The sequence below is a fragment of the Methanomethylovorans hollandica DSM 15978 genome (assembly GCF_000328665.1).
Lineage (GTDB): Archaea > Halobacteriota > Methanosarcinia > Methanosarcinales > Methanosarcinaceae > Methanomethylovorans > Methanomethylovorans hollandica.
The window spans coordinates 1,158,780-1,172,626 of the sequence record NC_019977.1 but is presented as its reverse complement, the minus strand read 5'-3'; the positions used below and the strand labels follow the sequence as shown (position 1 = coordinate 1,172,626).

Genomic DNA, 13,847 nt, shown 5'->3' with positions numbered 1-13,847 from the left:
CTTAAGCCAGTGTTTGAGGAAAAGACAAGGTTTTAACCCCAGTTGCCCACAACTGGAGTCACACCTGCCCATCCAAGGCCAATGATATCAAAGCCAGAATCATTCTGGATCAGGAAATTATTACCCCCAGTGTTGTAAATACCCACTTCAGTAACTTCATCTCCATCCCAGTCACCTACCATCGGTTTGGTGCCTTGCCATCCGAAGCCCACGATATCAACGGAATTGGTGTCGGTGTTCCACAGAGCCCAAGTACCTTCATTGTTATACACACCAACCTCGTCAGCGCCATCACCATTCCAGTCACCTACTACAGGTGTAACACCCGACCATCCCAGTCCAATGACCTCGAATCCGGAATCTGTCTGGACCAGGAAGTTATTACCTCCTCTGTTGTAGATTCCCACTTCAGTAACCCCATCGCCGTTCCAGTCACCTACTATCGGCTCGGTACCCGGCCAGCCGAAGCCCACGATGTCTGCAGAGTTAGCATTGGTGTTCCATAGTGCCCACGTGCCTTCGTTGTTATAGACACCCACATCATCGTCACCATCTCCGTTCCAGTCTCCCACGACAGGAGTGACACCCTTCCATCCAAGACCGATTATATCAAAGACAGACTCGCTCTGGAGCAGGAAATTGTTACCGGCACGGTTGTAGATACCTAACTCAGTGAGCCCATCTCCATTCCAGTCACCTACAATTGGTTCAGTACCAGGCCAGCCGAATCCTACTATATTGACAGAATTGTGAATCCTGCTCCAGAGAGCCCAGGTGGCCTGATTGTTATACACACCTACCGAATCAGGCAATGCAGTGCTACCCACAACTATATTTATGGTTTCGGAGTCACTACGGCCATTAGCAGTTGCTGTGAAGGTGACATTATATACTCCAGCATCACCATAATCGGGAGTCCACTTGAATGCAGCCGTAGCAACATTAAAAGTGGCATCCTTTGGCAGACCTGTCGCAGAGTAGGTTATAGTATCATTATCAGAACCTGTTGCAGAAACAGTGAATGCAAGTAGCTCTTTCAGATTGACAGATTTAGTGCCAATTGCTGCAAGTACAGGTGCTCCGTCTACACGCAGGATGACAAGACCATTCTCGCCAGTGGCCACGTAGGTATAGTTATCTGAGACAGCAACATCAGATACATAACCAGCAATATCATAACTTCCTACTAAAGTTGGTGCAGAGTTATCACTGATATCCACAATATAAAGACCGTTTTCATCAGCTACGTAAGCATAATTACCTGATACATCAACAACCCGTGCATAATCAGTAGTATCATAATTTCCTACAAGTGTTGGTGATGAAGGATTGGTAATATCCAAAATTTCAAAATGGCTCTGGTAAGCATCGTCTAAATAAACGGTACTAGTTACATAGGCATAATTACCTGAGACGGCAACCCCTGATACATAACCAGCAGTATCATAGCTTCCTACAAAAGTTGGTGTGGATTTATCTTTGATATCCACAATATAAAGACCATTTTCGTCGGCTACGTAAGCATAATTGCCTGATACATCAACAGCTCCTACACTACCAGCAGTATCATACCTGCCTACAAATATTGGTGACGAAGGATCACTAATATCCAAAATTTCAAGGCCATTTTCCCTGGGTATATAGGCATAATTATCTGATACAACAACAACTGCCGTATAATTAAGAGGACCAAATTCTCCATAATCACTCACATGTCTCGGTGAGGCCGGATCACTGATATCCAAAATTGAAAGACCAGGGAAACCTACGCCTATATAGGCATAATCGCCTGAGACAGTAACACCAATTCCATTATCAGCATAAAGATTATAGCTGCCTGTAAGTGTTGGTGAGGAAGTAGATGTGACATTCACAATACTTAAAAGAACATAGTCACTACCGCCGCTTGCTAAGTAGGCATAATTACCTGATACATCAACAGCTCCTGCACTACCAACAGTACCATAATTTCCTGCCAGTGCTGGTGATGAAGGATTGATAATATCCACAATAAGAAGACCATTGTCACCAGCGGCTACATATGTATAATTACCGGACACCGCAACAGCATGTGCATAAGTATAGTAAGTACTCACAAGTGCTAATGATGATGGATTACTGATATCCAAAACCACAAGACCCCTGCCACTGTTGGCTACATAGGCATAATTACCTGCTACAACAACACCCTCTGCATAATCATTAGTATCATAACTGCCTGCAAGGGTTGGTGAGGATGGATTACTAATATCTACAAGCACAAGACCGCCTTCGGCATCGGCTACATAGGCATAATTGCCAGATACAACAATGCCATATGCATGACCGGCTGTATTATAACTACCCGTGAGTGTTGGTGCGGTGGGATTAGTGATATCCATGATAACAAGGCCATTGTCTGAATCGGCGACGCAGACATAATTACCTGCTACAGCAACACCATGTGCATAACTACCAGTGTCATAACTACCTTTAGGAATAGGTGCTGCAGGATTTGTGACATCCACAATCGCAAGACCGTTGCTACCATCAGCTACGTAGGCATAATTACCTGCTACAACAATGCCATATGCATGACCGGTGGTGTCATAACTGCCCACAATTGTTGGTGAGGAAGGATTAGTAATATCTATAATTAGAAGACCACTACTACCATCGGCTACATAGGCATAATTATCTAAGACAGTAACATCGATCACTACTGATGGAGTAACTATTCTTCCTACTTCGAATGGTTTATCAACAGCAGCAATATCCAGCACAACTAAATCCTGTCCCTGTCCGAGATATGCATAATCCCCCCGGATCGCAACATCATTAATGCTACCACCAAAGTGACTTACTAATTCTACATTAATGTCATCAGCTAAACTGACTCCTGAAGTCAGTAGCAGCAACAGCACTACAATTACAGAACAAATTAACCTACTTGATCTTATTTGCATACACGCCCACTCCACGCGTTATAAGGAAGTTAAAGCCATCTCAGTGTATACTCATATACCTATATGTTTCTTTCTACAGATGTCAAGAAAAAAACAGGCATTTTCTCTTTTTAAAACTTTCTAGGTACAAAATATAATATTTATTACAAAATGTGCCATTATTATATTGAATAGTAATACTAATGTTTGACAAATAACTGCAATTCAGATAATTGACAAAATTCCAGCACACCTGCAGATATAAGATATGTGAGATAAGGCAGTATATATATTTTAGCAAATATTTTTATTTTCGCCTCAAACTTACCAGGAAGTGCTTCAATATGCTGTTATATCCTTCAAAAGTTATTGTCTAATTAGAATAAGGATCATTTGGAGCTAATTAGATGGTCTCCTCTTAAAAGTAGTCCTTATCGCTATGTTTATATTTAGCCCATGTATTGCTGCTATAAAAACAGTTTTTCCAATATTTCCCTATCCATTTCGAGGTAGTCAAGTTGTCACTCCTGGACGAATATATCGGTCACATAATCAAAGTGTTCCCTGATCTTCTCCTGGGATCTATGGTGACCATCGAGGTCACAAGCCTGGGTGTATTATTTGGTCTTATACTTGGAACAATATCAGGACTTGGAAAATTATCACGTAAAAAGATCTTCCGTTATCCTTCCATTGCTTATGTGGACTTCATAAGAGGAACGCCACTGCTGGTGCAGATCCTGCTTTTTTACTATGGCATTCCCGGTCTTTTCTCAAATGTAACAGGTAGACCTCTGTCAATAGACCCCATCCTTGCAGGTGTCATTGTGTGCAGTATAAACAGCGGTGCCTACATTGCAGAGATCGTGCGTTCAGGTGTCCAGTCCATAGACAAAGGCCAGATGGAAGCTGCACGCTCTTTAGGTATGACAGAAAGAATAGCAATGAAAGAGATCATTCTTCCCCAGGCCTTCAGAAGAATAATTCCACCCCTTGGTAATGAATTCATAGCTCTTCTCAAAGATTCTTCCTTGCTCGCTGTAATCGGAGTGCATGAACTGCTAAAGAATGGTCAGCTTTATATTTCAAGGACCTTTGCATCTTTCCCTGTGTACATCGCTATAGCACTGATGTACCTGGTGATGACCCTTGCAATTTCCAGGCTGGTTGCATATTCTGAAAGGAGGCTGGGTGTCAGTGATAGAAGTTAAGGATCTATACAAAAGCTTTGGAGATCTTCAGGTCCTCAAAGGGATATCGGTCAATGTGAAGGAAAGTGAAGTCGTCTGCGTGATAGGTCCTTCCGGATCCGGAAAAAGTACTTTCCTGCGGTGTATCAATCTTCTGGAACAGCCCACATCGGGAGATATATGGATAGATGGAAATAAAATAACCGAGCCCCATATTGATATCAATAGGATCAGAGAGGAAGCCGGAATGGTATTCCAGCATTTCAATCTGTTCCCGCATAAAACAACCCTTGAAAATGTATCCCTTGCCCTTATCAAAGTAAGGAAACTGTCTAAGGAAGAAGCAGAAAAAAGAGCACTGGAAATATTGCGCAAGGTTGGGTTGGAAGATAAAGCACACGTGTATCCTGTTGCTCTCTCCGGCGGACAGAAGCAGCGTGTTGCAATAGCAAGAGCTCTGGCAATGCGCCCTAAAGTCATGCTTTTCGATGAACCAACCTCGGCCCTTGATCCTGAAATGGTAGGGGAGGTGTTGAACGTGATGAACGACCTTGCAAAAATAGGAATGACGATGATAGTGGTTACCCATGAGATGGGATTTGCCAGGGAAGTAAGTGACAGAGTGTTATTCATGGATGATGGCATGATAGTGGAAGAAGGAACTCCGCAGGATATATTCAACCATGCGCAAAATGAGCGGACCATCACTTTCCTGAGCAAGGTGCTTTAGTGCCAGAGATGTTTTAAGGGTCCGGGCATCGAACCTTTCATAGAACTTACATGCCGGGTTCCAATCCAAAGCACTCCATTGCATGTGACCGCAATCAGATTCCCTGGCTATGCGGACACATGCAGTGAACAAAGCAGCTAAAACCCCTTTTTCACAGTGCTCCGCACGCATATATCCTCCAGATATAATCCGGGTTTTCCAGGAAATGTAGAAAAGTTATGGAAGAAAACTGCAAAACCCACTGGGGTACTATCAAATTTAATTATAAGAACTTCTGCATAGGGCCTTTCTCAGAAAAAAAGCCTTTTCATCGACTCCTCTGTAGCTGACACCATATGCCCGAGATGTTCACCAAAGTTCAGATGGATATAAGGATTATAGCGATCAGGGAGGCTATCACCCCTATCCATTGACGCGGAGCAAGTTGTTCATTTAATACAATACATGCCAACAACACTGTAACTGCGGGGCTTAGCGATGACAGGATTGTGGCAACATCCAATCTCCCAGCTTCTGAGGCCAGAGCAAACAAGATAGCACCTCCTGTGTTAAACAATCCTGCAAGGATAACTGCCAGAATTACATTAAGTGTGGTTTTACTGACAGTTTTTGTGAACATCATAAATCCTGTGAGCATGAAAAATGCTGTGATCCTTGAAACCGTCAATGGCCAGTAAATTGCAGCAGCACTGAAATTATCAATGGATATAAAGAACAAACCAAATAATATACCTGCAAGCAGGGGATATTCCAGATATGTTAATTTTAAATTGGATCCAAGGTCCACGTTAACAATGAACCATATGCCAATAAATGCAAAAATAAAACCCATGATCTTAAAAATAGAAGGTATACCTTCATTTAAAGCTGAATATATTACAGGTATGATCACTGATATTACTGCAGCCAGAGGAGAAACTATACTCATTTTGCCTTTGGCCAGACCCATATATAGTGCTATCAACCCTGCAGCTCCAAAAAATCCTGCAAAAGCACCCCACAAAAGATTGTTTAACGGAGGTATGCTCTCTGAAAATACAAATGCAAGGATCGGGAATATAATAATACCTATTATTTGAGTGACCAGAACCACAGAATACGCGCTTGTCCTTCTGGTAGCAAACCCTCCTATAAAATCCCCTGCACCCCATGACAATGCAGATACAAGTCCAATAAGAATAGCAAGAGTTTCTATAGGTACCATTTGATTTCTCCGGTGATTTCAAGATCCAAGCACTTTGCAAAATATGCTTGTATGCACATGACTTTATACTTATAGTTCTTTTTGGACCTCTGGAAAACAATCACAGAGAATTTCGATAAACCTCTTTTTTAATCGATCTGCATAATTTTTTATCAACGCAAGGACGCGAAGGCGCAAAGAAGCATATAACAAGCTTTGCGTCTTTGCAACCTTACGTCTTTGCGTTAAAAATGGTTTTCAGTAGGAAATGAATCGGGATTAAAACAATAACAGAGAGAGACTTCTAATAGATCAAATAGGATTTCAATAACCGCGCTTTTTTATTTGATAATTTATATACGCTATAAGATAATTTTAAAATAACGGGGTTTTTTGAAATCCTCTCAAATTATAGTTATTAACCATTTGTTTGAAACTTATGGTATTAACATCACCATCTATTGAATGCGATTTTAGCATTCATAAGTTACAAACCATCGGTGTTTAACTATAATATTATCAGTATAAGGCTATACCTGCCAATACCTGCGGAAACATTTAGAAAAGAGCTCGATCAGGTTAATATTTTGAAACCATAGAAGATCTAAGAGAGCTGAATTCTCATGTCCTTTGAACAAAAGAATATTATGCTGCAGGATATTGTATTACACGAGATAGATAAAAATAATACTTTCATAAATATTCATGCCCCATTCAGATGCACAATTGCAAAACAAAAAATTATATTTTACTTAAACTAAATTATTTAAAATCCATCCGGCATGTAATTTACCGATCCGGATACAAAACCGAAAGATATATAACAGATCGATATTATGCTATTCACCTATACTATAGAGCAATACGTGCTATATAGATAATAAATAGTCAAATGTTCGAAATTATGGCTAATGGGTTTAAAAGCCGGATTCCACAATGGTGCTAAACCTGCTGGTCCTAAATCGACACTTCATATAAATGTATATTAATTAACAAGCTAGGTGACTACTTTGAAGAAAATATTCAACTTCCTATTATTGGGACTGCTGGTTATAGGCTTTGTGGCCTTTTCCGGTTGCGCAGACAAGAACGTAGAAGAAACTGTGAACAATACCACAACAACGGTAAAGGAAACTATAAACACTACCGTAAACGAAACAGTAGTGCCTATAGTAGCAGAGACCACAACCACAATTGTTAACGAGACCACAGAAATTGTTAACGAAACTATAAACAAGACAACCATCTAATATTATTGATGGTGTCAAGATTCATTGTTGTCAATAAGTATTTAAATACCAAGAGGTGCAATAGTTGTTGCATCTCCTGACTTTTTGATCATATATTATTACTTTTTGGGCTATTGTAGAAAGCCTGGCAGATCACTGTCTTTCGATAACCTTTTTTCCTCGTTCCATGGGCACTATGGATAGTTGTCCTCCTGATAACTGATTTTTAAGAGGATCCATGGCAGCTATGCGGTCCATTGTTATGGCAATAGCTGCGACTTCGGAATGGGGCTGGTTACCCACTGCAATGTTCCAGTCAGCAAGATCGTATATCTCAGAAGGTACCTTTTCTGCACCCACAACTATCATGAGCTGCTCACATTGTCTTATCTCATCCACAGCGTCCGGAAGGTTTATGCCATACATAGAAAGATGGCAGACCTTTCCGCCTGCGTCTTTCCATTTCCGTATCTCATGCTTCCAGTTCACGTCATTGGTGACATAGAAATCACCGCCCCAGCGGGCAGCCACATCCTCGATGTTCTGCTTGATGCTGGGGTCATCAGAGGCAAGCAGCATGCCTTCAGCGCCAAGGGCCCGGGCGGTCAGCCCTACATGCGTGGTTATACGCTTGTCCCTGAAGGCCCTGTGTCCTAGACGTAAGATCACTATTCTTTGCATGATGTTCACTGTACCCGTTAAACCTCGCGGATATCGGTCAGCCTTTCAATAAGCATGCCTTCCACGATCAATGGGGGGTCCTGTCTGGCACTCTTGAGAGCTGCCTGCAGTTTTGCCTCTTTTTCTGCATAGATGGTTATAACGGGTTCACCCTGCTTTACGGATTCGCCAAGTTTTCTATGGATATACACACCAGCGCCTTTGTCGTTTGGCGCACCCGCCAGCCTTGCGATCTGTACTATGCGCTTGTTGCGGAACTCAATGATATATCCATTGCTGGGAGCTTTTACCTCTGCACTGAATTCACCGATTTGTATATCGTTGCTGGTTACGTTGGGATCGCCACCCTGTATGGCTATGATCTCCTTGAACTTGGCCAGAGCTTTACCGTTTTGGAGAGTCTCCAGTGCCAGGTCGTGTCCCTGTCCCCGGGCTGCTGCACCGCCCATCTCCAGAAGCATACCTGCAAGGCCAACACTTTTCTCAATAAAGCTGTTAGGACCTTCCATGCTTTCCAGCACTTTAAGAGCTTCCCGAACTTCCAGGGCCGGACCGATGGTCCTTCCCACAGGTGATGAACCATAGGTAAGGGCACAGTCAACTTCCATGCCCAGACGCTCTCCCAGACTCATGAGGTCCCGGGCGAGCTTGCGTCCGGTAGCCATATCCGGTATCTTGGTACCGGAACCCATGGGCAGGTCTATGACCACTTTGTCCGCTCCCACTGCACTCTTCTTTGCCATGATGGATGCGAGCAACTGGCAGTGGGGATCTATGGAGAGTGGATATTCCACCTTGATGAGTTTATCATCGGCAGGGGCTATGTTGGTGGCTCCTCCCCATACTATGACACCTCCGACCTTCTGGGTCATTTCCTTGATCTGGGATGCAGTGAATTCCACGGGAGCCAGTACTTCCATGAGATCGGCAGTGCCTCCGGCCCCTGTTATTGCCCTGGAGCTGGTCTTTGGTATGAGCAGGCCATTGGCTGCCACGATAGGCACTATGAGCAGGGTGATCTTGTTGCCTGGTACGCCTCCGATAGAGTGCTTGTCCACAATGGGATGCATGTCAAACTCTATCTTCTCTCCGGAATCCACCATGGCCCTGGTCAGCCATTCGGTCTCTTCCTCTGTCATATCATTTATATAGGAAGCAGTAAGGAATGCTGAGACCTCTATATCGGTGAGGTTCTCTTCCGTAATATCCTTTACAAGCTCATAGATTTCTTCCTTGGTAAGCTTCTGCTGATCCATGACCTTCCTGATGATACGTGCAGACTTGGGCTTCTCGGCAGGCTCCACTTCCACGGTCTCTGTCCATTCCCTGTGCAGCTGTTCCTGCACCTCATGATAAAGTCCGATCATCCCCGGAGAGATCATATCCTCCGTGAAATCAACAATAGCAGTAACAGTCGTATGATTCTTTATCCTGACCCTGTCCCCGGGATTGACGCCAAGCTCCTTGGCATCCAGATTATTCAAAACCACCTTGAATTTACCGACCTTGATATCAATAGGCTGTACTTTTAACTGCATTTTATTTCCACCTTCTTAGATAAGAGAAGGCAGGATCGGATAAATATGTTTAGGGGATGGGAAAGAAGGAAAGGAGAAAAATTGGGCTCTCCACAGCATTGAATGGGAAAATTCGGAAGGGATTTGGAGTAAAAGAGTGTTCTGATTTACTGAACATTTTTTGGTGGCCTTGACAACTACGCTACATGATGTTGATTCCTAATTTCAGCGGATATTTAGTATACAGTGAATTGTTATTATATGGGGCATTGGTGATATACTGGTGATGCAATTACCCACACGATGTTGAAGAGAGCCCAAAATTGTAATACTACATATTTGAATGAAAATACATAATTATTTTATATGCTATATAGCCTAAGATTGACAAAGCTGGAAGAAGAATTAACACTGCTCGGAAATTTGGCATAAATTCCAATAAAATACTGGATACAACAGTAGCAGAAACTATTGAATTTAAAAAGTTCATCGATAGATTTCTTTTTTGATCATACTCTGAATTAATATCTTCATAATGTGCACTTATTAGCTCGTTAGTTTTGTCATGGTAATCTATAGAAGATTTTACTAAGCGATTTAAGTCATTAAGTTTCCATTGTAATAAATCAATCTTTTCTTTTTTGAAATCTGGCATCTTATAAATTTCGCTTCGTTTATGGGAAATTACTTCGTGGAGATACTCTGAAATCAAATTTATATCAATAAGATCTTTTCGAATCTTATTGGTCCTATCTTTTATTGATTTTAATCTTTTTGCATCTATATTTTCCATGAGTTCGCTGTTTAAGCTCTGTAAATCACGATTCCAAATTGCCCACAACAAAAGGAACAATTCCATTATGAGATCATCGATAGTCTTGATAATATTTGTATAAATCAATTGCTTTATGACATCATTTGAATGGGATATACTTATATAAGAAATTAAGTTTTTATTATTACTATTTAATTTGTTTTTAGTTTTATACTCTTCGTTTTCAAGCTTATTATAAAAATGATTGTTGCATATTGCAAAGAAATTGCCAGGTATGTCTATTCTTTTGTCAATTCCATTGCTTTTCGAAAAAACAAACATGTCAAGTTGAATGTCACTCATAATTGAAAATAAATGATTTATTGAAATTTTCTTTATGATATCTAATATATTTTCATCAAACTCGTTAGTACTAATCCCAACAATAATTACTCCATCACGATGTAATTCAACACCTAAATTTCCAAAAGGTGATCCGATTACGTATTCTATATGTAAATCTTTCTCTAGAATAAAGTCAGAATTGCTAAATTCATTGAATTGAATAATCTTGGAACACCATATCTCATTTTGTTTGATTTCTTTTGAATCACATTTTTCTGCATTATTTTCCGATATTTTTTGTTCAATTGTGCAAGGTGACCCTCTTTTAATATCTTGATATAACCTCTCAAAATGAAGCGGACCTATTGGTATCCAAGTTACAAAGAAAAGATGTATTTGTGCCTCATTTGAATATTTAAAAAAAGCTTCTTCCCAACTTACATTGGCTGCACCTTGAACTTGCATATCAAAGTATACACTTACTTCTGATCGCAGTTTAACTGATATTTTAGTGTAGTATTCAAGTGAACCAGGTTTACATTGACTTTCTGATTTCATAACATCCGCATTTAAATCATTGAGAAAAGAGTCAATTGAGTCAAAAATCAAATTTTTAATGAGATCTTTTCCTTTATCTGTTATTATAAGACTACACATTCGAGTATATGGCCCTGGCTCTAATTTTTTTTCAATGAGATTACTTCCAATTAGCAGGTTAAGATCAGAGTTAAGTTCAATAGAAGAACTACCTATACCTCCATGATTTATGGGTTTGAAATCGGTATAAGAATAGATATGTTTTTTCGACAGTATATAAACAGCATTTCTGAAAACAGTTATTCCTTGGATAATTGTGTTAGTGTTAGATTTATGAATCAGATACAAAAGACGTATTTGATTTGTTGTTAATTCATCATCCAATTTTAGCCCCTCCACCTTAGATATTAACATAATTATGGACTACATTAAACCTTATGATCGGTAGCGTATCTATTTTGCTGTAAAATGTGATAGTCCTGTACCTTATTAGAATATTGCAAACAACTAGGAAGGTACAGGACCATGAATCTATATGACCTGTTAGAAGATTACTTCGTCGATGGTGAAGATTCTGTAAGAACCCTCATAACCTGGTTCTTGAACCCGGTTATGGAATTTGAAGCCTTACAGCAGTCTGGTGCAGATACATATGAAAGGAATGATAGCAGGAATGTTCAAAGAAACGGTTATAGAAAACGATCACTGACAACCAGACATAGAACACTTGAGTTGTTGAAACCTCAGTTACGTGAAATTCCATTCCAAACTCAAGTATTCGAAAGATATTCTCGAACTGAAAAAGCATTAGCAAATGCTATAATGGAATCGTATCTGCAAGGAGTGTCTACTAGAAAAATAAAGCATATCATCTCTCAGCTAGGAATTGAGAACGTCTCTGCTTCCAGAGTATCAAGGATCACTCAGGAACTGGATGAGAAGGTTCGAGAATTTATTTCTAAACCAATAGAACAGGGGATCAAGTACCTGTTAGTTGATGCTACTTACTTTAATATAAGGGATAGCGCGCGATATACAAACAAAGCTTTGTTTGTAGTTGCAGGTGTGAGGAAAGATGGATATATGGAAATTCTGGGAGCAAGGATAGCAGATGGAGAAGATGCAATGTTTAGGGAAGATCTCTTTACTGACCTTAAGAAAAGAGGACTAAGAGGAGTAGAAATGATCATCTCAGATGGTCACAAAGGTCTCCAGAGAGCAGTAACAACTTCATTTCCGGGATCTAGCTGGCAGATGTGTCATGTGCATTTGATAAGAGCTGTATTGAAGACAATACCAAAAAAGCATCAAAAGGAAGTAGCAGAGAAGATAAAGGAAGCTATGGAAGATCCATTGCAGTTATCTAAAGTGGTAGAATACCTAGGGGAAAGAAAGTTAAACAAGGCTATTGAAACATTGGCCAGATTCCACTTCGGTACTCATAACTGTCAGGCATTTCCAAAAGAGCATTGTAGAAAGATAAGAACTACTAACATCCTAGAATGTGTAAACAGGGAACTTAAAAGAAGAAGTAAAGTCATTGGTGCATTTCCCAATGAAGAAGCTCTATTGAGACTTTCAGTCTCAATATTGATCGATATCAATGAAGAGTGGATCACTGGAAACAGATATTTAAATATGGAAGATTAAGATCATACAGGGTACAGGGGAATTTACAGCAAAATAGGGACACTACCTATAGGTAGCTATTCCATCAATAATATTTTAGATGAATACGTTTAATTATCTAAGGATTCTTAAATATTGATCAGTTAAAAAATAGTCTTTAAAGAATAAAAGACGAATTAAACTTAATTGTCAAGAGGCTAGGGTTATGAATATACTTTTTCAAGGTGGTTGGAGTAAAAATCGAGATTTACCAAATGAAAAAGAACTGGTGGATAATTTTTGTCTTTCTTTTGCAAGGCATTTACTATCTGAGGACCACCATGTAATATTGACTACTCTTGGGGAATATGACTTTTTGATCGCTAACGAAATCGCACGATTATGCAAAGAAACGGGTAAAAATCCAAAAAATTATATTACTTTTTTATTACCCGAAAAAATTTCCCAGATTCCAGAAATCGGAAAAGTCATAAAACTTCCCAAATGTCGTTGGTGGTTAGAAGAAAGAGCATTACTCGTTCAAAAAGCAGATCTGTTGATAGCCATTGGTGGTGGTAAAGGGACTGCTGAGTGCATTCGTAGAGCTTTTTTGGATAGAAAAAAAGTATTTGTTGCCCCTCTTACTAAAACTAGTAAACACTCTTGGTATCAGAGACCATCTGAATATTATTACTTAAATCCGAATGACGCCGAATTTGTAAAAGAGGTCAATATTTCTGCAGATGAGTTTTTTGATAAAGTTTTTAGGATCATTGCTGCTTTAAAAGCCGTCAATTATGGTAGACGTGTTTTTGTTGTTCATGGAAGGAACCACCATATAAGAGATAAATTGGTACAAATATTAAAGAAAATGGATTTTGAACCTGAGGTGTTGGAACCCGAAAGTGCAAAAGGATTGACAATTATTGAGTATTTAGAAACAATATCTATGACTGTTGATTTTTGTTTTGTAATCTATACTCCAGAAGATGTCGGAAAAATAACTGGAGGGGAAGAAGAACCTCGCGCAAGACAAAATGTTATTTTTGAACATGGATTGTTAATTGGAGCGTTGGGTCGCAATAAGGTTTGTGCTTTGATGTGTGGAAATGTAACTATGCCTTGAGATTTGCAAGGGATTCTGTACGT

At 40.0% G+C, this 13,847-nt stretch carries 10 protein-coding genes; 5 read left to right on the top strand and 5 right to left on the bottom strand.

Going from position 1 to position 13,847, the window contains the following annotated elements; genetic code table 11:
- Window positions 1–32 precede the first annotated feature (32 nt).
- Window positions 33–2,945 carry a cadherin-like domain-containing LVIVD repeat protein gene (locus METHO_RS13095; protein WP_015324560.1) on the bottom strand — a complete coding sequence of 971 codons (2,913 nt, stop codon included), beginning with the start codon at window positions 2,943–2,945 and terminating at the stop codon, window positions 33–35.
- 497 nt (window positions 2,946–3,442) lie between these two features.
- On the opposite strand from METHO_RS13095, the gene METHO_RS05560 reads away from it, so the two are divergent.
- Both METHO_RS05560 and METHO_RS05555 read left to right on the top strand, forming a co-directional pair.
- On the top strand, window positions 3,443–4,135 hold the full coding sequence (locus METHO_RS05560) for an amino acid ABC transporter permease (protein WP_015324559.1): 693 nt from the start codon (window positions 3,443–3,445) through the stop codon (window positions 4,133–4,135).
- On the top strand, window positions 4,116–4,844 hold the full coding sequence (locus tag METHO_RS05555) for an amino acid ABC transporter ATP-binding protein (protein ID WP_281162793.1): 729 nt from the start codon (window positions 4,116–4,118) through the stop codon (window positions 4,842–4,844). The genes METHO_RS05560 and METHO_RS05555 overlap by 20 nt, the downstream gene beginning before the upstream one ends.
- A gap of 358 nt (window positions 4,845–5,202) precedes the next feature.
- Here METHO_RS05555 and METHO_RS05550 read toward each other — a convergent pair whose 3' ends face one another.
- Entirely contained in the window at window positions 5,203–6,048 is an 846-nt protein-coding gene (locus METHO_RS05550; protein ID WP_015324557.1) for a DMT family transporter, read from the bottom strand.
- A gap of 989 nt (window positions 6,049–7,037) precedes the next feature.
- Here METHO_RS05550 and METHO_RS05545 point away from each other — a divergent pair.
- On the top strand, window positions 7,038–7,277 hold the full coding sequence (locus METHO_RS05545) for a hypothetical protein (protein ID WP_015324556.1): 240 nt from the start codon (window positions 7,038–7,040) through the stop codon (window positions 7,275–7,277).
- 132 nt (window positions 7,278–7,409) lie between these two features.
- Here METHO_RS05545 and METHO_RS05540 read toward each other — a convergent pair whose 3' ends face one another.
- From METHO_RS05540 to METHO_RS05530, 3 genes are all read right to left on the bottom strand, one after another.
- A complete protein-coding gene (locus tag METHO_RS05540; protein ID WP_015324555.1) occupies window positions 7,410–7,937 on the bottom strand; it encodes a tRNA (cytidine(56)-2'-O)-methyltransferase in 528 nt (175 codons plus the stop codon).
- 17 nt (window positions 7,938–7,954) lie between these two features.
- Entirely contained in the window at window positions 7,955–9,475 is a 1,521-nt protein-coding gene (locus tag METHO_RS05535) for an AMP phosphorylase (RefSeq protein ID WP_015324554.1), read from the bottom strand.
- Window positions 9,476–9,785: 310 nt separating this feature from the next.
- Entirely contained in the window at window positions 9,786–11,474 is a 1,689-nt protein-coding gene (locus METHO_RS05530; RefSeq protein ID WP_015324553.1) for a hypothetical protein, read from the bottom strand.
- Between the two features lie 141 nt (window positions 11,475–11,615).
- On the opposite strand from METHO_RS05530, the gene METHO_RS05525 reads away from it, so the two are divergent.
- Both METHO_RS05525 and METHO_RS05520 read left to right on the top strand, forming a co-directional pair.
- Complete coding sequence (locus METHO_RS05525; protein WP_015324552.1) at window positions 11,616–12,740, top strand: IS256 family transposase; 1,125 nt, start codon at window positions 11,616–11,618, stop codon at window positions 12,738–12,740.
- A 184-nt stretch (window positions 12,741–12,924) separates the two neighbouring features.
- Complete coding sequence (locus METHO_RS05520; RefSeq protein ID WP_015324551.1) at window positions 12,925–13,824, top strand: nucleotide-binding protein; 900 nt, start codon at window positions 12,925–12,927, stop codon at window positions 13,822–13,824.
- Window positions 13,825–13,847: the final 23 nt, after the last annotated feature.

Excerpts from the sequence above, each read along its gene's own strand:
- METHO_RS13095 (WP_015324560.1), bottom strand. The coding sequence starts at position 2,945 with ATGCAAATAAGATCAAGTAGGTTAATTTGTTCTGTAATTGTAGTGCTG.
- METHO_RS05550 (WP_015324557.1), bottom strand. The coding sequence starts at position 6,048 with ATGGTACCTATAGAAACTCTTGCTATTCTTATTGGACTTGTATCTGCA.
- METHO_RS05540 (WP_015324555.1), bottom strand. The coding sequence starts at position 7,937 with ATGCAAAGAATAGTGATCTTACGTCTAGGACACAGGGCCTTCAGGGAC.
- METHO_RS05535 (WP_015324554.1), bottom strand. The coding sequence starts at position 9,475 with ATGCAGTTAAAAGTACAGCCTATTGATATCAAGGTCGGTAAATTCAAG.
- METHO_RS05525 (WP_015324552.1), top strand. The coding sequence starts at position 11,616 with ATGAATCTATATGACCTGTTAGAAGATTACTTCGTCGATGGTGAAGAT.
- METHO_RS05520 (WP_015324551.1), top strand. The coding sequence starts at position 12,925 with ATGAATATACTTTTTCAAGGTGGTTGGAGTAAAAATCGAGATTTACCA.